Source organism: Methyloceanibacter sp., from assembly GCF_050728395.1.
In the GTDB taxonomy this organism is placed as follows: Bacteria; Pseudomonadota; Alphaproteobacteria; order Rhizobiales; family Methyloligellaceae; genus Methyloceanibacter.
Map to the genome: position 1 here is coordinate 21,137 of NZ_JBOHJB010000018.1, position 19,870 is coordinate 41,006.

The window sequence follows — 19,870 nt, forward strand, 5'->3', positions numbered from 1 at the left end:
GCCGGGCCGATCTTGAACTGGGGCTTCGCCGGTGCGACAGTCTGCCTCAAGGGGGGGTAAAACCGCATGATTGCACGCGAAAGCCTGGACCTGCAGACGCCCTACGAGCTGCCGGCCGGCAGCCTCGAGGCATTGATCGCAGGTGTCTTTGCCGAGGTTTTCGAGCTCGACCGGATCGGTGCGGCGGACGAATTTTTCGATGTCGGCGGCGATTCGCTTCTCGGTGAGGTCCTGAGCGAGCAGATTTCCCAACGGACCGGGCAGGACTTCAAAATTTCGGACCTGTTCGAGCACGGCTCGCCACGAGAAATTGCCAGGTTTCTTTCCGGCAAATCGAGTCAGCCGGCAATGGGAGCAGGGGGGCGCCCGCCAATCTTTCTCATTCATGGACGCGTGGGGTTCACCTTGCCCAAGCCCTCCTTCCGCAAGGTTTTCGGAGAGGACCAGGAGTTCCATGTGTTCGAGCTCCCAGGCATTCGTGGCGGACAAAGCTATGACCGGATCGAGGACATTGCCGCGGTCTATGTCGCACAGCTCGTCGAGCGCCATCCGCAAGGGCCGATCCTGATCGTCTCCTTTTGCGTTGGCGCCCTGATCGCGCTTGAGATGGCCGCGCAACTCGCCGTGCGTGGCAGGCCCATCGCGCAGCTCGTGATGCTTGACCCAAGCTTGCCGAAGAACCGCGGTGTGGACTTGAAACGGGAGCGAAAGAGGAAGGCGCAACGCGAGCACGGCGAGCCCCCGCTTGGTCCGTTTGGCGCGCAGGCACTGTGGCAAAAGATGCGCGACGCCGCGGGGCGGATCGCTGCCAAGCGAGAGGACCCGGCCGAGACGTTACAGTCATTCCGCGAGAAGCTTCTGACGAAAGAGGAGCGGGGCCGCTCAAAAATGCCGGGCGTGCCGCAATCGTTGGAGGCGCGGGCCAAGCTTCAGTTTGCGTTATCGCGGTACAAGCCACGCAAGTTCGACGGACCGGTCGAAATTCTCGCCTCGCCTGAGCGCGAACTGGACAGCTCATTGGCTGACCTGCTGCCGCGGCGGCGGACGCGGCTCGTGTTCGAGGAACACGGCGAGATCAGCACGGCCAAGGCCGCCTCCCTCATGCAGTCGATCTTCGAGGAGGCTCTCGCCGATGCGGGCTCCTCGCCGCCGCATGAGCTTTCGATAGGCTCGATGAGCCTCGCCGCTCGTGAAGCCTGATCCCTTCCGACTAACACGCCAGGTAAATGCAATGGGCGCTTCTGTGGAACATAGACACGGTCTGCCGGACCCGGTCGCGGAACCCGCGCAAGGGTCTCGCTCGGGTCCAAAGCGCTGGGTGGACTGTCTCGATGCTCCCAAGCTTGAAGCGAACAAGCAGGGCGCTCCGGTCGAGGTCGGCATGCTGTGGGGCGAGGGCGTCGGCGAGGAGGTGATCGCCGCCGGTCTTGAGGTCCTGGAGAGCGTCGTCGGCCCGAGGAGCGTCGCGCTCAATGTCTATGAAGCCGGGCGCCTCAGCGGCCACGCCGTCGAGGCCAAGACCAATCGGCCGCTTACCGACGAGATCCTCGGCCTTTGCGAGCAGACCTTCGCACGCGGCGGGGCCGTCATTCAGGGACCTTACGGCGGACGCTTCGTCTACGATCTGCGCAAGCACTTCGACCTGTTCTTCAAGATCAGCCCGTTGCAAAGCGATCTCAGCGCACAGGACGCTTCGCTGCTCAAGCCTGAGGTGGTGCAGGGGCTCGACATCCTCATCACCAGGGAGAATTGCGGCGGCATCTATCAAGGTCAATGGAGCGAGGACGGCAGCGTACCCGGCCGGCGGGTCGCCAGGCATCACTTCGACTACGAGGAGAGTCAGGTGAGGCGCTTCCTCCTCGCCTCGGCCCGCCTTGCCAAACAGCGGCGGGGCAAGATGGCTGTGGTCTGGAAGGAATCCGGCCTGCCGTCCATCAGCGCGCTGTGGCGCACTTGCGCCAATGAGGCCGCCGAGGAACATGGCGTGCGCCTGCAATTCGTTGGCATCGATCTGATGGCCTATTGGCTGCTGCAGCGCGCAGCGACGTTCGACGTCATCGCCACGCCGAACTTGTTCGGCGACGTGATTGCAGATCTCGGCGCCATTTTGCTCGGCTCACGCGGCGCGTCCTTCTCCGGAAATTATTCGGAGGACGGCAAGTCCGTGTATCAGACCAACCACGGCGCCGGTTTTGACCTTGAGGGCAGCGACAAGGCGAACCCCGCAGGACAGATCTTCGCTTTCTCCATGATGCTGCGGGAGACCTTCGGGCGTTACGACGAGGCTGATATTATGGAAGAGGCGGTGCGTTCGGTGTGGCGCGAGGGCTGGCGTACCGAGGACGTAGCCATCCCTGGCTGCCGCGTCGTGGGAACGCGTGAGATGGGGCGCCGTATCGCCGGGCGTGCCGAGGAGATCATGGACACGCGCGGCTTCCGGATTGCCGGCAAGGTGTGAATTGATGGCAGAGGCCGCGGCAAGACCAACGGCTCGCAATGCGCACTTACCCGAGGAGGACCAGGCGGCAGCGTCACCGCTTGTCGCCGCGGCGTGGGCCTGCGCCAGGGACTGGCGCAACACGCCCCTTGCGGAGCGTGTCCATCTCGTGCGCCGTCTGGCCGCTGCCCTCACGGCGGAAGCCGAATCGCTCGCGGCTCTGATCGCGGCCGAGGTCGGCAAGCCGATCCGTTTCGGCCGCAGCGAGCTGCAGCATTGCATCGACATGCTCGACGCCATTGCCCGCCGCGCCAAGTCCGGCGACGAGACCATCGCGGCCAATCCCGCCTGGTTCGCGCGGCGGCGCCCTCATGGCGTTGTCGCGGCGATCACGCCCTGGAACAACCCGCTCTATATCCCTCTCGGCAAGATCGTTCCGGCAATGGTGTTCGGCAATGGCGTGGTATGGAAGCCCGCGCCCGAGGCGCGGGAGATCTCACGATCACTGCTGCAATGCCTCGGAAAAGCCGGCTGGCCCGAGGGATTGATCGGCCTGCTCGAAGGCGGCCCGCGCGAAGGCGAGGCATTGATGCGCGAAGCCGGCGTCGGGGCGGTGACGATCACGGGCTCGCTCGCCGCCGGACGCGCGGCGCAGGATATTTGCGCAGAACGGCACATTCCGCTCCAGGCCGAGCTTGGCGGCAACAATGCCACCATCATCTGGCCCGACGCGGATCTTGCGCAAGCGGCGCGCGCCGTCGCGGCCGGCGCCTTCGAAATGGCGGGTCAGCGCTGCACCGCCAACCGCCGCGTCATCGTGCACGACGATTGCCGCCAAGAGTTCATGCCGCTGCTGCTCGAGGCAACTGCTGCCTTGAAATGGGGCGATCCTTCAGAGACCGGCACTGTCATCGGCCCCATGGTCAGCACCGCCCATCGCGACCGCGTGGCGGCGCTCGTCCAGCGCGCGGCGTCCTATTGCGACGCCCCGCTGCTGCCATTGGGTAGCGAGCCGCGATCCGTCGGTACGCATGGCGGAAAGTTCTACCCGCCGACAATCATCTTTTGCGATGAGCCGGCGGCAAATATCGTCCAGGAGGAGACCTTTGGGCCAGTTCTCGTGGTGCAGAAGGCTTCAGACTGGAATGCTGCCATCAGCCTTTGCAACGGCGTGAGGCAGGGGCTGGCGGCCGCGGTGTTCACCACCTCGGACGAGGTCGTAAGCCGCTTTCTCGACGAGGCCGAGGCCGGCATGTTGAAGATCAACCAGGCCACCGCAAACGCTATGGTTGACGCGCCCTTCGGCGGCTGGAAGGCCTCTGGCCTCGGGCCGCCGGAGCATGGCCAATTCGATGTTGAATTCTTCACCCGGCCGCAAACCGTATATGGAGCGAAGCAGAGGGGCGCCCCGGCCTCGGTTCACAGCAAAAGCACGGCGCAAGCCCGCACCTCGGCCGGTCAGGGCAATATCGCCAAGACCCTCATCGCGCTCGCGGCCCGCTGGCCGGGCAGCGCGGCGATCGTCTCCTCGCGCCTCACCCTTACCTACGGTGAACTGATTGGCCGCGCCGCGAGAAGCGCGCGCGAGCTTCGCCATCGCGGCGTGAGGCCCGGAAGCAAGGTCGGCATCGCCCTTCGCGACGGCGGCGAATCCGTCGTTGCCATGGTAGCGCTGTGGATGCTTGGCGCCGTGCCGGTGCCCATCGACTTTCGCTCCAAGCCCGATGAACAGGGACAGCTTGCAGGCGAGTTTCAACTTTCCGCCATCCTTGGAGACCGGCAGATATCGCAGGCGCCCTTTACCTCCATCCTCGTCGACAGCAGCTGGGCCGACGCCATCGCCAAGCGCGACGCCGAACCCTTCTTTGAGGAGAGCGGTGGCGCGCCCGCCATCATCTCGCTGACATCGGGCACCACCGGCCGCCCCCTCGGCATCGTCCTCGGACATGAGGAGCTTTTGTTCAGGCTGGAGAGCAACATCAAGCTGGGGCGGAGGCGTCCGCATGGGAAGCTGATCAGCGTCATCCCGATCTCCTTCTCCGGCTCGCGCAACCACATTCTGAGCCAGCTGCTCGACGGAGCGACGATCTACTTCTACCCACCCTTGTTCAGCGCCAGCGAGCTGATCGAGGCGGTCCACTCCAGAGGCGCAACCTCGCTTGCCGTGGTGCCGACGATCTTGCGCGCTTTGCTCGAGGCGCCGGCGCCGGACGGGACCTATCTCTTCCCGGCCCTCGACTCGCTTTACTGCTTTGGCGCTCCCATCCTTCCGGATGAGAAGCGCCTGGCGCGGGCAAGGCTCAGCCGGCATTTTGTCGAGGGCTACGCTTCGAGCCTCGCAGGGCGCATGACCGTGCTGTACGGCGCCGATATCGACGCGAGGCCGGAGACGGTCGGCCGCGTGCTGCCGCATGTGACCCTGGAAATCGTCGGTGAGGACGATCAGCCTTTGCCGGTCGGCGAGGCTGGTGCCATCCGCGTGCGCTCACCGGCCGTGGCGCGCGACATCTATGGCGCTGCCCGCGACTCCGGCGACCAGATCAAGGACGGTTGGGCTTATCCAGGCGACACCGGCGCAGTGGACGGTGAGGGCTTTCTCCAGCTGATGGGACGGAGCTCGGACATGATCATCCGCGGCGGCGTCAATGTGCATCCATCGGAGGTCGAGGCCGCGCTGGCAGAGCTTGAAGGCGTGAAGGATGTCGCCGTGGTGGGCTTCGCCAAGTCGCGTGAGGGCGAAGAGATTGCCGCCTTCGTGGTTTCCTCTCCCGAGTTGACCGAAGCCACGCTCAACGCTCACTGCCGCAAGCGGCTCGTTTCACACAAGAGACCGCGCAAATTTGTGTTCGTGTCCGATTTGCCTCGAAACGCCAATGGCAAACTGCTTCGCACCGAACTTCGTAAACGGCTCGAGGGAGCCGATTGATGGCAGGGTCGATCTAGCCAGGCCGGCCTACCGCACGCGCATGCCGGCGGCAGCATCGTAGTGCAAGGGCTTTTCGGATTTCGGCAGCGGCGCATCGCTATGGCCGATGGTTGCGCCATGGGGCCAGTCCGGCGGGCAGACGGCAATGTAGCGTGCGTACCCGCCAAGGCCTCCGCCGAACTTCGGATAGCCGATGATGACCAGCGCCCCGGTCTCCGGCACCTGATCGAGATTGGCGACGCCTTCGGCCTGCGCGAAGCCATGATGCATCAGCCATTGTTCGCCCTCGAGGGTCGGGGTCGAGTCCGTGTCGAGAGGCTCATGGCCGTGGAGCAGGATGTTGCGCTCCTCGTGCAGGAACTTGAGGGCGTCGAGCCCGACACCTGGGAATTCCTTCAAGGTGGCAAGTTTCGGATCGGGCCAGACCTTCGACCAGTCCGAGCGGACGAAGACCACGGAGCCTTCCGGGATGCGGCCATGCTTCTTCTCCCAGGCCTCGATATCGGCGACCTGAAGAGCGTAATTCGGGTTCGCCTTCACCTGGTCGACGATCGAGATGACCACGAGCGGCCTGATGGCGTACGTCGCAGGCAGCTCATCGATCGCCGGATATTCCGGCGCCCAATGGGCGGGCGGGTCGAGCTGCGTTCCGAGCTGGTCTGTCTTGAGCGCATATTCCGTCGCCTCGAACCCATGCTTGGCGTAGGTGTAAACCTCACCCTTCGTGGCGAATCCTTCGCTGTCAGTGCCGGCCTTGGCCGGCGCGAAGGTGGATTGGGCAAAGCCTGCCCACACCGGGATGTTCGGCGTGATCGTGTGGGTCAGGTCGACATATTTTGCGCCCTTCAACGCCTGCTCATAGACGGGCCAAAGGCTCGTGCCCTCGGCCGCATTCCCGCTGGGCGGCATCGTTACCGCGCACAGAGTGACGAAGGCGGCCAACTCCAACGCGAGCCAAGTCTGCCCCTTATCCGTTGTCATGCTCGAACCTCCTTGGAAGCCCCCGCCGCTCATGAGAGCCTTGGAGCCCATTGCGGCATCCGCACGAGGTCGGCAAGAGCCAAAAAGAGCTTAGGAGGCCACGCCTAGGGCCTTGGCGATGTCGCGAAGGGTGGCTGTTTCGGCATCGCTTACGCGCACGCCACCAAAGCCGAGGAAGGTACCCTCCACAGCGGCCTCGGCTACCTTCTGACTGATGTTGCGCAGCCAGGCCTTGAACGCCGCTGCATCGTCAGGTGCCTTGGCGTCGAGGATCGCCGAAACCTCCCGCAGACTTGCGAGAGAGCGCTGCACGCAGTCATCCGGTTTTGCACCGGCAAAGCGTTCGCGCATTGCCTTCTGAATGTCAGACCTTCCTTCCGATGTCTCAAAGTCAGCGATGACTGCCTTGATGAGCTCGTTGGAATGGGTGTCGAGTTTCGCCGAAGCTAAGGCCGAACTACTTGCAGCGGCTTCCTTGAGCGTGCCCCAAAGGCCGCTCGGCTCCGCAGCTGAAACGGCCACACCAACCACCATCGGGCTTTCCAAAACCTTGGTCCATTCCTCGCGAGTAAAGTTCTGTTTGTTGGCCATGGTAGTTTCCCACTGGCGAGGGCGCTTCGCTAGGACAACTCCGCACATATCGAGCGCCGCCGATATCGTGTTAAGCCCGAAGCACAGCAGCGGCCGCTAGAGAGGTGGCGAAGAATGTCTGTTTGACCGCCTCTTGTGTACTATGGACGCAAAGACGACACCAATCATAGAAAAGAAAGCCCAAATCCTTGCGGACGCGCGTGACCAATATGATCTCATGGGCGTTCTCCCAATATTTCGAGTTGCAAGCGGAATAAGCCGGAAGTGCGAAAGCATAGCCGATATCGGCTAGGTATGCCAATGCGTCGTAATTTTCGCTCCAAGCAAAAGCCCAAAGCAAGATGGTCGGTCTAAGTCACTAGGGCCAATGCGGGAGAACGTCCGGCCCGCTATGAATGCTTTACAACATTTGAGCTATTGCGCGTGTAAGCCCGGCAGGTAAAAAGGGAGCGCGACAATTCGCTCGTGGCGACCGATGCTGCATGCTTGGCGATCAAATGTCCGCGACGATGTCATCGGCGGGCTGGTGTCCGCGGCAGTCGCTATTCCATTGGCCATGGGTTACGGAATGTTCGCCCTTGTATCCCTGGGCGACAGGTATTTTGCCAACGGCGCATTGGCTGGCCTCTACACTGCATTCGCCGTTGCAATCGCCAGTGTCGTCCTTGGCGATAGAACGCCGACGGTGTACGCGCCGCGGATCATCAGCACGTTTTTCCTCGGCGCGTTTCTATATGGCCTGGTCCACTCCGAAACGGCCGCACTACAAGCACCAAGCGTAGCGCTGATCCTCCTAGTCTTCTTCTCGACAATCCTCCTGGGTGGTCTCTTCCAGGCTCTCTTTGGAGCAATCAAGGTCGGGACGCTGCTCAAATTCACGCCTCACCCGGTCGTGGCTGGCTTCCAGACCACGGCGGCGGCGCTCCTGTTTCTGGTGCAGTTGGCCAATGTGAGCGGTTTCGATGAGACGAGGCCATTCACTTTCGTGTTGAGCCATCCCGGCACAATCAAGCCCCTGAGCGTTCTACTCGCCGCGCTCACTTTCGCGGTGATGTGGAACTCTCGAAAGATCATTCCCAGAGTGCCACCGCTCCTTGTCGGTCTCGCCACGGGAACGGGTGCCTACTATGCGCTCATCGCCCTCGGATTGCGCGGTCATCTCGGGTCGGTTATCGGCGAGCCTGCCAAAGACGCGCTCAGTTTCACTCCTTGGGGAAATGTCGGTGACCTTATGCACACCGGCATGCTTTTCCAGCTGTGGCCGACCATGCTGGGCGGGGGGCTGGCTCTTGCTGTCATCGCCTCCATGGACGCACTACTTTGCGCGAAACTCGTGAGCCAACCTGGCGACGCGAGGGCGCATGCAGATGGGCTTCTGGTTCGGCTGGGTATCGGCAATGTTGTTGCCGCCTCCTTCGGAGGCATCACCAGCGGGATCAATATCGGCCCCACCCTCACTAACCGCGCCTTTGGCGGCCGAACTCCAGTTTCCGTTCTAGTGAACGCAGCCGCAATCCTGCTCGCGTTCACGGTACTGTTCCCGATCATGACGCTCTTGCCGCGGGTCGCTCTGTCGGCGGTCATCATGGTGGTCGCCATCCAGCATTTCGATCCATGGTCGATGCAACTCATAAAACGCATAGGGATGAGTTCGGGCGGCCAAAGGCGATTTCTCACTATCGACCTGTTGGTGGTCGTGCTGGTCGCGGTGCTGTCGATTACCGTGAATATCGTGCTCGCCGTTTTTCTCGGGACCATCATCGCTGTGATGTTGTTCGTCGTGCGCATGAGCCGTTCCATCATCCGCCGCACTTATCGTTGCCATTCCATAAGCTCGCGAAGGTCGCGCGATGCCAGGGAAACGCAGGCGCTCGAACGCTACGGCGCCTCCATCCTGGTCATGGAGCTGCAAGGCGCCCTGTTCTTCGGGACCGGCGAACGGCTCATCGATGAGATTGCAGCCGCGACTCGACAGGAAACTCGCTCACTGATTCTTGACCTCCGCCGCGTCAGCGAGATCGACGGCACCGGAGCTCGCATCATCCTGGACATACAAACCGACCTTACGCGCAAGGGAAGTCGCTTGGGTCTCGTGCTTTCAAATCGCAGCGATGCAATGTCCAGGCTGAGCGATTTTGGCGTTTTGGAGAAAGTCTCGGCCAATCAGGTCTTCGAAGACGTGGATCGGGCGATCGAGTGGGCGGAGGATAATCTCCTGCGCGATGTGCTGGATGAGCCTCTGCCTGTCGAGGAGATGCCTCTCGACCAGGTTGGCGTCCTATATAACTTCGATCCTGGCGACATAGCTGCGTTGAAGGCACGCCTCACCCGCGTCGCGCACCCAAAGGGCGGAGTGATTTTCCACCAGGGCGACAGCAGCACCGATCTCTTTATTGTCACCAGAGGAACGGCCAGCGCCTTTATCCATCAGCCCACTGGTCGTGATATCAGGCTTGTGACCTTTGCGCCCGGAACCGTGTTTGGCGAGCTCGCCATCCTCGATGCGGGCCCGCGCTCGGCATCGATCGTCGCTGACGACGATTTCATATCCTATGCATTGAGCCAGGCACAATTCGCCGCGCTCTCCAGCGAGGCTCCCGCGATCGCCATCAAGCTGCTCGCGAACCTCGGTCGCGAGCTAAGTGGACGTTTACGTCGCGCCGACCGGATGATCGACGAACTTGAAATGTGAGCCGTCCCCTCCGGCCCTCACTGAGCTCACCAGAACCGGCCGCTCGCGCCAACGGCCACCGTTACGATGCCGAGCGCGAGATTGATCGCCACGATGCGGCGGATCTGACCGAGCGCCTTGGCAGCTTCGGGGAAGGCTTTGCTTCTGACGGCATGGCCAAAACGGCGCCAAGGCGCAAAGAACAGATGCAAGAACAAGAGCGTCATCGCGATGCCGATGCCCTGCATAATGTTGATATGCAGCGGGGCGCCCGCGAACCCGCCGAAAGAGTGGAACAGCATGCCGTAGCCGCTGATCAGCAGAAGGACGATGCACGCCCACACCCATGGGAAGAAGCGGCCGAAGACACGATGCCAAAGGGCGAGCCGCTCGGCCGTCTCGAGCGGCCCTGCGGCCGGGCGAAGCACCATGTAGGCAAAGAACATGCCGCCGACCCAGACGACCGCCGCAAGGACATGGAGCGCGACAAGCAGTGCCATGCCCTGAGGCTAGCACAGGATCGTGAGCTTGGAGTGAGGCGGTATGCTAGCGCCTGAAGGCCCTGTCCAGCAGGCTTGCCACACTGTCGTCTCGGAGCCACGGCCGGGACGGCTGAGCTCTCTCCACTTGGACCTGCGGCGGAGCGAGGAACTGCGGCTGCTGCAGAACGCGGCGCACGGCCTTCGATGGCGCTACCTGGACTGGCGCCGGCGCCGCTTCGACAGGCGCTTGCGGCTCTTGCACCGCCACCACGCGCTTGCCGCTCGGACGGTCGATCGGCTCGACATAATACTTGGCGTAGACCCATCCACGCTGGCCGGTCGCCGGATCGAAGACCTGGAACCAGTCTTGCTGGGAATCGACGAGATGCAATTCCTTGCCGACGGCAAGATAAGAGACGACAGGCGCTGAAACCGAAGGACCGCTATGCACCGTGGCCCCGCGGATCACCTTGACCCACATGGCGTTTTGGTCGGCGACTTCGTCCCGGTTTTCATCCTTGCTCTCAGCAGTCTGCGGCAGCGCAGGCTCAAACATCGCCTCGACGGTCGGCGCGAGCGGCGACCCCTTTAGGGTGGCCGGTTGTGAAACGTCGGTTGCCGAAGGACGATAGGCGACGCGTTGCACGTTCCGGTTTTTCGGAACAATGGTCACACCCCGCTCTGCCTCGAGCGGCAAGGTCGTGGCAGGCGTGGCTTGGTTGGTCTGTGGGAACTTGGGCGGGTAGCCGGCGAACACGACGCCGACCAGGCACGCAGACAGGAGCAGCCGCTTCATAGCGCATCATCCCGAACGGTGCCCACCGTCTTATGTTCAGCTAATCAGCGCCCTAGAAAGTTTCAAGGACGCTCGTCGTTTATCGCTTCGAAAACGTTGCCGGCGCCGCTCTTGTGGCTTGGAGAAATGACTCCGGCAGCGATCCTCAGGCGTGAGGTGAGAGCGCAGCCTCAAGAGGCTGATTTTGCTGAAACAGGCTTCGCCGCTGGAACGTCGCCCAGCGCCGAGATGTAGAAGTCGAGGATCTCGCGCGTCATGCGCTCCACCGTGAGCCGCTTGGCCACATGTTTCTGCAACTGGATGGCGCGGCCGAGAAACGGCTTCGGGTGAGCGAGGAACGCCCGCATCTGCTGGGCGAGAGCGCCGATGTCCCCGGGCCTGATCAGGGGCGTGTCGGTGCCTTCAACGATCTCCGGAATCCCGCCGACTTCGGTGGCGATCAGCGGCATTTGCGCCGCGGCCGCCTCGAGCACCACGTAGGGAAAGGACTCCGCCCGCGACGGCACCACCACGCAGCGGCCGCGGGCAAAGGCGGTTCTGGCGGGAAGCGAGCCGGCAAAGCTCACCATGGTCTCGATCCCGAGCTTTTGCGCCAGCCGCTTGAAGTCGGCCTCGTCAGGGCCGGTGCCGACGATCACCGCTGTCGCCGGATAGACGGTGCGCTGAGCGGCGAGCGCCGCGAGCATGATGTCGACGCCCTTGAGCGGCCTGAGCTCGCCGACAAAGACAAAATCGGCGGCATCATCGGCCAGCCTCGGCTCGTAGAACTCATGCGGATATAGGCCGTTCGGCACGATGCAGACCGGGCAGGCGGGCTTGCCTATGAACTCGCTGAAGCGGCGCGCGGCGAACAGGCTTTCGAAGATGAGGCCGTCGGTGAGAGGTGCGAGCTTCCGCTCGGCCTTGACGTAGATGCGGCCGGTCATGGTGGTCGGCGCATGATGCAGGCTGCCGCCATGCGGGGTGTAGAAGGCGCCGACGCGCCTGCCTTTGCGCTGGAGCGCGCGCGCCGCAAGCCGCGCATAGGCGCCGCCCTTGGCGCCGTGCCCATGCAGGACATCGACATCGAGGCTGGCGGCAAGGCGCTTGACCCGGTGGTATGCCGCGAAGTCGCCGGGGCGGATTTGCCGGGGCATGGGGCAGCGCGCCACGCCGAGCGTACAGAAATCCGTCAAGCGCCCGAGCGCCCGCGCCGCGTTCTCCCCGCCGGTCTCGGAGTCGCAGATGACGCCGACCTGAAGCCCAAGCTCGGCCTGGCCCTTCACCAGATCGTGGACGTGCCGGAACAGGCCCCCGATTGGCGCCCTCAAGCAATGGAGAATACGGAGCGAGGGGGTCACGGTGCAGCAACTGCGGTTTGGGCGACGGTTCCTTGAGGTTTAGAAGAACCTCTTCACCCCGTAAATAGCGCCGTCCGGCCGCCAGAACGTGCCGAAGCGGGGCGGGCATTAACAACTTAGTTACGGGCGGGCGCTCTAATGGACCCCGCAGGCGAGGGCATTCGGTCTTCCGAATTGGCCTGCGTGGGGAACCCATGAAACCGTCCAACCTGCCGAAGCGGCATCCGCTTCCGGCCAACGAAGAACAAATGTCGCCGGCCGCCATGCGGCCAGCGGCCAACGATCTCCGCAGCTATTTGCAAAGATCTGGCCTTGGCAGCCAGGCTGCCTTCAAGGAGCCGGAGCATAACGGCCAGGCGCCGGCCAAGCATGCCAATGGCAGTGCCGCCGCCTTTCCACCGCTCACATCGCTCGATGCGGTTCTCGATCACCTTCAGCGTCTCGCCGAACAGGATGCGCCACGCGCCGTCCTCGTCATGGCCTCTGGCCCCGAGATCGACGCCAGCCGCGAGGCCTTGGCCATCGCGCGGGCGCTTCTCCCGGAGGAGCGGCTCAGGGTCCTGGTCGATCTCGCGCGCGGACCGAACGCCGTGTCGGACGAGCTCGGGCTCCCGCGCGCGCCGGGCTTCGCCGAGCTCGCCGCCGGCACCGCAGCCTTCGACGACATCGTCCGAGTTGACGAAGAGACGCCCCTCCAGGTGATCCCTCCCGGAGGTCCGGCGGTTTGGCCCAATTCCGGCACTGGCAGCAAGCGGCTTGCCCGCATCTTCGAGGCCCTGGCGCAGGCCTACGACGTCATCGTGCTGCATGCCGACCGCAGCACCGCACTCATGCTCAGGCCGATCCTCGCAGGCCGCTTGCACAGAATTGTCGCCGTGCTCGCGCGCGGGCAGAGCAAGGGGAGCGAATCCGGCCTGCTCGACCTTGCGGTCTTCGGCTGCCCGGTCTTGGCGTACGCGCAAGGCGAGACTGAGCGGCGCCGATCCTTTATCGGGAGGGCCGCGCGATGGGCATGAAATCCGCCATGACCAGAGCCGCCTTGACCGGACTCTATCGCAGCGGCGCGCACCGTCTGCTCGCACCCTATACCCAAGGGGCCGGCGTGATCTTCACGCTCAATCGGGTGCGGCCTCTGCTGGAGAAGTCGTTCGCGCCCAATCGCGGCCTCGAGATCGCCCCCGAATTTCTCGAAGCCATGCTCGATCAGGTCGAGGAGGCTGGGCTCGACGTCGTCGGTCTCGATGAAGCGGTGCGGCGGTTGCGCGAAGACGACGGGCGGCGGTTCGTCTGCTTCACCTTCGACCAAGGCTACCGCGACTTTGCTTGCCACGCTTATCCCTTGTTTCAACGGCGCTCGCTGCCGTTCACCGTCTATGTCGCCACCGACTATGCCTCAGGCTGGGGCGAGCTGTGGTGGCTGGCGCTGGAAGAGGTGGTCGCAAGAGCCAGGGAGATCGAGCTTTGCCGCCAAGGCGGCTTGTGGCGTCTCCCCAACGTTACCGCGCAGGAGAAGCGGCGAAGCTTCGAGCAGATCTACGAGTGGCTGCGCAGCGTCGACGAGGCAAGACAGCGGCAGGTGATCCGCGCGCTTGCCGACACATACGACATCGACATGTCTGCCTCCTGCCACGACCTGATGATGGGCTGGGACGATCTCCGCGCGTTCGCCTCCGATCCTCTGGTCACCATCGGCGCCCACTCCAAGGCGCATTATGCCATTTCCAAGCTCGCCCCCGAGAAGGCGCTCTCGGAGATGGAAGGCAGCGCCGACATCATCGAGCGCGAGCTCGGGACAAGGCCCATCCATTTCAGCTTTCCTTACGGCGATGAGACCGCCGCGCGGGGGCGCGACTTCGCGCTTGCCAAGGAGGCCGGCTTCAAGACCGCGGTGACCGCGCGGAGAGGGGTGCTGTTCCAGGCGCACCGGCGCTATCTCACGGCGCTGCCGCGGGTGTCGCTCGCCGGCGACTATCAGTCGCTCGCCTATACGGCGCTCTATCTCTCGGGCGCGCCATTTGCACTCAGCAATCGCTTCCGTGAGGTCAGCGCCGCTTGATCCTAACGCTCAGGCGTCAGGCCGCTGCATCCAGCGGATCAGAAGGCGGGCCGGAAGTACCCAGGCGAGCCCGCCAACAAGAAAGAACGTAAATTGTGCGAGGGCAGGGGCGGTAGTGATGCGGCCCGACGCGATACTTGCCACCACCAGCGCATAGGCGACGACAAAGACGAGCAGCACCACAGTTCCGATCAGCTTGCGGGATCGCACGCGCATGGGTGCTAGCCTCGCGGCCTAGCCCGCTCGATGCCGGCGCGGATCAGGTCGATGGCCTCTGCAGGTTCCACCCAGCGCAGCACCTTCACCCATTTGCCGTGCTCGAGATCCTTGTAGTGCTGAAAGAAATGCCCGATCTGCTCCATCAGGATCTCGGGCAGGTCGCGATAGCTCGCGACCCGCTTATAGAAGGGATGCAGCCTGTCGACGGGCACGGCGATGATCTTCTCGTCCACGCCCTTCTCGTCCTCCATCAGTAGCGCGCCGATTGGCCGCGCGTGGATCACCGCTCCCGTCGCCACCGGGGTCGGCGCAATCACCATGCAATCGAGCGGATCGCCGTCCTCCGACAGAGTGTGCGGGATGAAGCCGTAATTCGCCGGATAGAACATCGCCGTATGCAGAAACCGGTCGACGAACATGGCGCCTGATGGCTTGTCGATCTCGTATTTGACCGGAGCGCCGCCTTGCGGAATCTCGACGATGACATTGACCTCGTGCGGCGGATTTTCGCCAATCGGAATGCGTGAGAGGTCCATGGCGTCATCCTTGGGTGCCGGCCTGCCGGGCGAAGACTGTCACACTAGCACGTTGTCAACCAAGGCCGCATGGCAGTAGGAGCCGAGCCTCAAGCTGGATTATGATCCGGCTACCCTCAAACCAGGAGTGTCAGTCATGAGCATTTTCGGAGACATCATGTCAGCGATTTTTGGCCGTTCGGCCAAGGCGGAAACCCCGGCCGCCGGCAGTCAGGCCTCGGCGCCTTCAGCCTCCCCGGCGCCGCAAGCTTCGCCATCGCCGTCAGGCACCGTGACGAGGACTGGACCCGCGCCCATCGGCCCGAAGGTCGAGTGGTCCGAACCTGTCGATGTCGCCGCCGTGCTCGACGCGTTCGCCAAGAAAAGCAAGCAGAAGCTCAACTGGCGCACCTCGATCGTCGATCTGATGAAGCTGCTCGATCTCGACAGCAGCCAGGCTGCACGCAAGAAGCTTGCCGAGGAGCTGCATTATTCGGGCGACACCAAAGACTCGGCAAAGATGAACGTCTGGCTGCACAAGCAGGTGATGATCAAGCTCGCCGCAAACGGCGGCATGGTCCCCGAAGACTTGAAACATTAGGCCCTTGCACAATTGGGCGCGACCCGGCGGCGGAGAAAGCGGTCAAAGTGACCGCTTGCGCTCCGCCTTGCGGTCAACCATGTGATGCCAAGCACGACACGTTGGCGGCGGGAACAACACCTTGACCGAAATTCAGGACGTTACCGGGACGGCCTTCATCGTGGCCGAGTACCGCGCGGAGGAAAACGCTGAAGCCCATCCCCTCTATCTCGATCCGATCGTTCCCTTGTTTCTCAACGAGCGGACGCGGGCGGCGGCCGACCGCATAGCTGCCGGTTTTCCGCCGGGCCGCGAGGGCGTGAAGCTTCGCACGCGCTATTTCGACGATCACCTCGATGCACAGCTCGGCAACGGCAGCCGCCAGGTGGTCATTCTCGGCGCCGGCCTGGACACCCGCGGCGTGCGCAAGCAAGCGCCGGGCGTCACCTATTTCGAGATCGACGATGCTGACACCATCAGCTTCAAGCGGGAAAGACTGGCCGAGGCAGGGATCCACGCCCCGATCGTGTCCATCTCCGGCAACTACGTCACTGACGGCCTGCTTCGATTGCTTGACGCCAATGGCTTCGATTTCGACCTGTCGACCTACGTCATTTGGGAAGGCAACACTATGTATCTGAACCGGCCTGCCGTCCTTGAAGTGCTGACCGGTTTGCGGGAGAGCGTCGGCGAGCTTGCCATCTCCTTCGACTATTTGACCGAGGCGGTGATCGACTACGCCACCGGCGACGACCAAACCTCCGCCTTCGTCAGGCGCTTCGCCGAGATGGGCGCGCCCTGGCATTTTGGCATCGACGATATCGCAGCGCTCGCCCGCGACGCCGGGCTGATCGTGGTCGACAACATCAAGACGGCCGATCTGTATCGAACCTTTTGGCCAAGCCGGCCGCTCGATTCAATCTGGTACGACAATTACTCGCTGTGCACGCTTGCGCCGTCCGAGGGGATCAGCCTCTGATCGGGGCCATCAGGCGCGCGCCGACCGAGGCGATGAGAAGCTCGTAGGCGCGGTCGACGATCTCGTCGAGCGACTTTGTCCTGGCGAACATCGCCTTCGCCTCATGCACCAGCTCCTCGCGGTTCGGGATATGAGGCACAGGCAAGATCGTCAGCATCTCGGCCGTGCGGTGGCGGGCACGCGTCAGCGTGTCTTGCAGCGCGGAGAGCTCTGGCGTGTGTAGCGCGGCAGCGATGGCGGCGGCGATCCGCTCGGAATTGAAACGCGCCGCGAGATCCTCGGCCGCCCGATTGATGACCTTGGCACCAAGGCGCTGCTCGTTGCGCAAGACCGACTCAGGCGGTGTCTTGAGGTCCCACACGAGGCCGGTCCAGGACAGCGCCTGCAACAAATAATAGGTCGGATCGATTTCCCACCATTTGAACCCCTGCCTGACGCTCGACTGATAGGCGTGGTGATTGTTGTGCCAGCCTTCGCCCATGGTGAAGACGGCCAGAAGCCAATTGTTGCGCGAATCGTCGCCGGTCACGTAGCGCTTTCTGCCGCTCACATGGGCGAGCGAATTGATGCAGAACGTCGCGTGATAGACGAGCACGGTGCTCCACAGGAAGCCGACGACGAGACCGGACCAGCCGGCGATGAGGAAGCAGAGCAGGGCGAGAACGATTGCCGGCACTTGCTCGTATTTGTGCAGCCACATGAGCTCCGGATAGCGCGTCAGATCCGTGACTTTCGCCAGATCGGGCCCGTCATGCCGCCGCGCGAAGATCCACCCAACATGGCTGTAGAGGAAACCGTGGTGCCGCGGCGAATGCACGTCAATTTCGGTATCGGAGTGCAGATGGTGATGCCGGTGCTTGGAGGCCCACCAGATGACGCTCTTCTGCGTGGTGGTCTGGGACAAAAATGCCAGGACGAACTGAAACGCGCGGCTGGTCGTGTAGGCGCGGTGCGAGAAATAGCGGTGGTATCCGGCGCCGATGGCAAAGATGCGCAGCCAATAAAGCGTCACGCAGATGGCCAGAGCCTGCCAGGTGACGCCAGTCCAGATTGCCGCGAAGCAGCCGAGATGGACCAGAATGAAGGGAATCGTCGACGGATAGATGATGTCGTCATGCACATCGTCGGCATCGGTGTCGGCAGTCATCGCGAGATCCGTCTTGGCCGGTCGTTTATGGGGAGCGTGTTACCGGCTTCGCCAAACGGAGCGCGGGTTCCTGCTTTTCGGCACAGCTTATAGGAGATATCCCGCCAACGCCTACAGATCTTCTCTGGAATCTCACATTCTAGCAACCGCTACGATCTGAGGCGGCATGGCCGCGCTCGTGTTCTTGCCTGGCCAGACGCCTTCGACCCGTCGGGTCGAGCCCGAACCTGAAACACGCACATTGGAGAAGCCGAGTGCACGAAATCTTCTTGCGATCAGCTCGTTGTCAGCCAACCGCTCGACCGACTTGAGCGAGAGAGTTGCCCGGTATCGCTTTCCCTGCTCGACGGTAAATTCGCCGGCGAGACTCGATGCGCCGACGAAACTGGCGGCCATGGCGAACGCCGAAAACGCCTTCAGGAAATTGCGAGCGGACTTGGTCATGCGAACATCCTCTTGCTTCGGTTCCTGAGCCGCCTTCGGGAGCATCTGACGGAAGGTGTGGGGAAGGTTGGTAAGCGCTGGACTCAGTCGCCCATTCATTGTGGCAATGAAGCGACTGGCAGGCGCTCTACCCCGCCATCCCACCCAAAATAAGGCAGAATTGGGGCACTTCGACTTAGGTACAACTCGAGCTCTGGAGACCCGGTTTGGCGCGCCGCTAGTTGGGAAGTTCGGCTTCGCGCAGATCGAGCTCCCGCTCGATGCGGCGGCGCGCCCCGTCCTTCAATTTGCCGCTGCGAGCAAGATCGTTGATCCGCGTCCGCTCGGCGTCGATCAGCAAGCGTTCGACCTCCTCGTGAAGCTCGCTATGTTTTCCGACAGTGCCGTCGCCGGCGCTTCTGTCCTCGATGTGTCTCAGCCGGTCCTGGTGTTGAGCGCGGACGGCCTCGATCACTTCCGCCGGAAGATTGCGCTCGGCCGTAAGCTGGGCGAGGCGCTCGCTCGCGGCCTGCACCGCCTCGGCGCGCGCTCCGTACTCCTCAGCCCTGTTGGCTTCGCGCTCTCTCCTTCCGGCATGGGCGAGCCCGAGGCTGCGGATGACCCATGGTAGCAGGAGACCTTGCCCGACAAGGGTCACGAGGATCACGGAAAACGTCAGAAACAGGATCAGGTCGCGATACGGAAACGGCGCTCCGCTCGCCGTTAGGAACGGAATGGCAAGCGCGGCCGCGAGCGAGACGATGCCGCGGACGCCGGTGAAGGCGAGCACGAACGGCCACTGCCATGGCGGCGAAGGGTCCCTCCTTCTGATGGGCGGCACTAACCATCGCGGCAGATAGGCGGTGGGAAATACCCAGACAAACCGGGCGACGATCACCGTCAGCGTGATCACCAAGGCTGAGAGCGCCAGCTGCGACAGCGGGTAGTCGCCGATGCGGCTGAGAATGGTGCGTGCCTGCAAGCCGGTGATCAGGAAGACCATGCCCTCGAGCACGTAGATGAAGAACTCCCAGAAGAAGATGCCTTGCAGACGGGTCCTCGGGTTGATCAGCCGGGGACCGTTCCAGCTGACGTAGAGTCCGGCCGTTACCGTGGCGAGAACGCCGGAGCCGCCAAGGTGCACCGGCGCCCAAAAGGCGAGGAACGGGGTCAGGACCGAAAGCACGATCTCGATCAGAGGATCCTTCACCCACCGTCTCAAGCGCAACATCAGCCACCCGACGCCGATGCCCCATAGAATTTCGCCGACAACGATGGCGGCGAAGATCCCGGCAGCCTCGGTAAACGAGAAGACGCCGACGGCGATAGCGCCGACGGCGAAGCGATAAAGGATGAGCGCGGTCGCGTCGTTCGCCAGAGCCTCGCCTTCGAGGATGACGAGGAGCCGGCGCGGGATTTCCATTCTGCGGGCAATGGAGAGTGGGGCGATGGCGTCCGGAGGCGACACGATGGCGCCCAGAAGGAAGCCGACCGGCCAGGCAAGATCCATGACCCAATGGGCCGCGGCGGCAACCGCGAGCGTCGTGAACACGACGCCCCCCACGGCAAGAAGCGTGATCGGGCGCAGATTGAACTGGAATTCCCGCCAGCTCATCAGGAAGGCCGCGTTGTAGATGACCGGGGGCAAGATCAGGAGCAGCACGAGCTCGGGCGCAAGCTCCACCGGCGGCAGTCCAGGAATAAGCGCGATCACCACGCCAGTGAGC

18 protein-coding genes are annotated in these 19,870 nt (G+C 63.1%); 8 read left to right on the plus strand and 10 right to left on the minus strand.

The features are described from left to right. Positions 1–66 precede the first annotated feature (66 nt). The 3 genes from ACREC7_RS05100 (at position 67) to ACREC7_RS05110 (ending at position 5,363) form a co-directional block, all read left to right on the plus strand. A complete protein-coding gene (locus tag ACREC7_RS05100; protein ID WP_431554613.1) occupies positions 67–1,200 on the plus strand; it encodes an alpha/beta fold hydrolase in 1,134 nt (377 codons plus the stop codon). 118 nt (positions 1,201–1,318) lie between these two features. Further along, entirely contained in the window at positions 1,319–2,458 is a 1,140-nt protein-coding gene (locus ACREC7_RS05105) for an isocitrate/isopropylmalate family dehydrogenase (RefSeq protein ID WP_431554614.1), read from the plus strand. Positions 2,459–2,462: 4 nt separating this feature from the next. Continuing rightward, positions 2,463–5,363 carry an aldehyde dehydrogenase family protein gene (locus ACREC7_RS05110; protein WP_431554615.1) on the plus strand — a complete coding sequence of 967 codons (2,901 nt, stop codon included), beginning with the start codon at positions 2,463–2,465 and terminating at the stop codon, positions 5,361–5,363. A 27-nt stretch (positions 5,364–5,390) separates the two neighbouring features. On the opposite strand, the gene ACREC7_RS05115 is transcribed toward ACREC7_RS05110, so the two are convergent. Together ACREC7_RS05115 and ACREC7_RS05120 are read right to left on the minus strand one after the other, a co-directional pair. Next, the gene (locus ACREC7_RS05115) at positions 5,391–6,272 is read right to left on the minus strand and encodes a cyclase family protein (protein WP_431554631.1); all 882 of its coding nucleotides are present in this window, start codon (positions 6,270–6,272) and stop codon (positions 5,391–5,393) included. A gap of 162 nt (positions 6,273–6,434) precedes the next feature. Beyond that, positions 6,435–6,935, minus strand: coding sequence for a hypothetical protein (locus tag ACREC7_RS05120; protein WP_431554616.1), 501 nt, complete (start codon positions 6,933–6,935; stop codon positions 6,435–6,437). 475 nt (positions 6,936–7,410) lie between these two features. On the opposite strand from ACREC7_RS05120, the gene ACREC7_RS05125 reads away from it, so the two are divergent. Continuing rightward, positions 7,411–9,627 carry an SLC26A/SulP transporter family protein gene (locus ACREC7_RS05125; protein ID WP_431554617.1) on the plus strand — a complete coding sequence of 739 codons (2,217 nt, stop codon included), beginning with the start codon at positions 7,411–7,413 and terminating at the stop codon, positions 9,625–9,627. Between the two features lie 26 nt (positions 9,628–9,653). Here the strand turns inward: ACREC7_RS05125 and ACREC7_RS05130 are convergent, their stop codons facing one another. From ACREC7_RS05130 to ACREC7_RS05140, 3 genes are all read right to left on the minus strand, one after another. Continuing rightward, complete coding sequence (locus tag ACREC7_RS05130; RefSeq protein WP_431554618.1) at positions 9,654–10,106, minus strand: CopD family protein; 453 nt, start codon at positions 10,104–10,106, stop codon at positions 9,654–9,656. Between the two features lie 46 nt (positions 10,107–10,152). Beyond that, on the minus strand, positions 10,153–10,884 hold the full coding sequence (locus tag ACREC7_RS05135; protein WP_431554619.1) for an SH3 domain-containing protein: 732 nt from the start codon (positions 10,882–10,884) through the stop codon (positions 10,153–10,155). Positions 10,885–11,054: 170 nt separating this feature from the next. Beyond that, positions 11,055–12,194, minus strand: a complete 1,140-nt coding sequence (locus ACREC7_RS05140) for a glycosyltransferase family 4 protein (protein WP_431554620.1) — start codon at positions 12,192–12,194, stop codon at positions 11,055–11,057. A 224-nt stretch (positions 12,195–12,418) separates the two neighbouring features. On the opposite strand from ACREC7_RS05140, the gene ACREC7_RS05145 reads away from it, so the two are divergent. Beyond that, the gene (locus ACREC7_RS05145) at positions 12,419–13,240 is read left to right on the plus strand and encodes a hypothetical protein (protein ID WP_431554621.1); all 822 of its coding nucleotides are present in this window, start codon (positions 12,419–12,421) and stop codon (positions 13,238–13,240) included. Between the two features lie 8 nt (positions 13,241–13,248). Next, positions 13,249–14,280: a polysaccharide deacetylase family protein gene (locus ACREC7_RS05150; RefSeq protein WP_431554622.1), complete on the plus strand. Its 1,032-nt coding sequence runs from the start codon at positions 13,249–13,251 to the stop codon at positions 14,278–14,280. A 9-nt stretch (positions 14,281–14,289) separates the two neighbouring features. On the opposite strand, the gene ACREC7_RS05155 is transcribed toward ACREC7_RS05150, so the two are convergent. Next, on the minus strand, positions 14,290–14,496 hold the full coding sequence (locus ACREC7_RS05155; RefSeq protein WP_431554623.1) for a DUF2842 domain-containing protein: 207 nt from the start codon (positions 14,494–14,496) through the stop codon (positions 14,290–14,292). Between the two features lie 5 nt (positions 14,497–14,501). After that, positions 14,502–15,035 (minus strand): inorganic diphosphatase, encoded by a 534-nt coding sequence (gene ppa / locus ACREC7_RS05160; RefSeq protein WP_431554624.1) that lies wholly within the window; start codon positions 15,033–15,035, stop codon positions 14,502–14,504. Positions 15,036–15,171: 136 nt separating this feature from the next. On the opposite strand from ppa, the gene ACREC7_RS05165 reads away from it, so the two are divergent. Both ACREC7_RS05165 and ACREC7_RS05170 read left to right on the plus strand, forming a co-directional pair. Then, positions 15,172–15,615, plus strand: a complete 444-nt coding sequence (locus ACREC7_RS05165) for a DUF3597 domain-containing protein (protein ID WP_431554625.1) — start codon at positions 15,172–15,174, stop codon at positions 15,613–15,615. 121 nt (positions 15,616–15,736) lie between these two features. Next, positions 15,737–16,573 carry a class I SAM-dependent methyltransferase gene (locus ACREC7_RS05170; protein WP_431554626.1) on the plus strand — a complete coding sequence of 279 codons (837 nt, stop codon included), beginning with the start codon at positions 15,737–15,739 and terminating at the stop codon, positions 16,571–16,573. On the opposite strand, the gene ACREC7_RS05175 is transcribed toward ACREC7_RS05170, so the two are convergent. From ACREC7_RS05175 to ACREC7_RS05185, 3 genes are all read right to left on the minus strand, one after another. Beyond that, positions 16,563–17,720, minus strand: a complete 1,158-nt coding sequence (locus ACREC7_RS05175; RefSeq protein ID WP_431554627.1) for an acyl-CoA desaturase — start codon at positions 17,718–17,720, stop codon at positions 16,563–16,565. The two genes, ACREC7_RS05170 and ACREC7_RS05175, sit on opposite strands and share 11 nt — an antisense overlap. A gap of 132 nt (positions 17,721–17,852) precedes the next feature. Next, positions 17,853–18,164 (minus strand): hypothetical protein, encoded by a 312-nt coding sequence (locus ACREC7_RS05180; protein ID WP_431554628.1) that lies wholly within the window; start codon positions 18,162–18,164, stop codon positions 17,853–17,855. A 217-nt stretch (positions 18,165–18,381) separates the two neighbouring features. Then, a partial coding sequence (locus ACREC7_RS05185) for a Na+/H+ antiporter (RefSeq protein WP_431554629.1) occupies positions 18,382–19,870 on the minus strand: 1,489 nt, incomplete at its 5' end.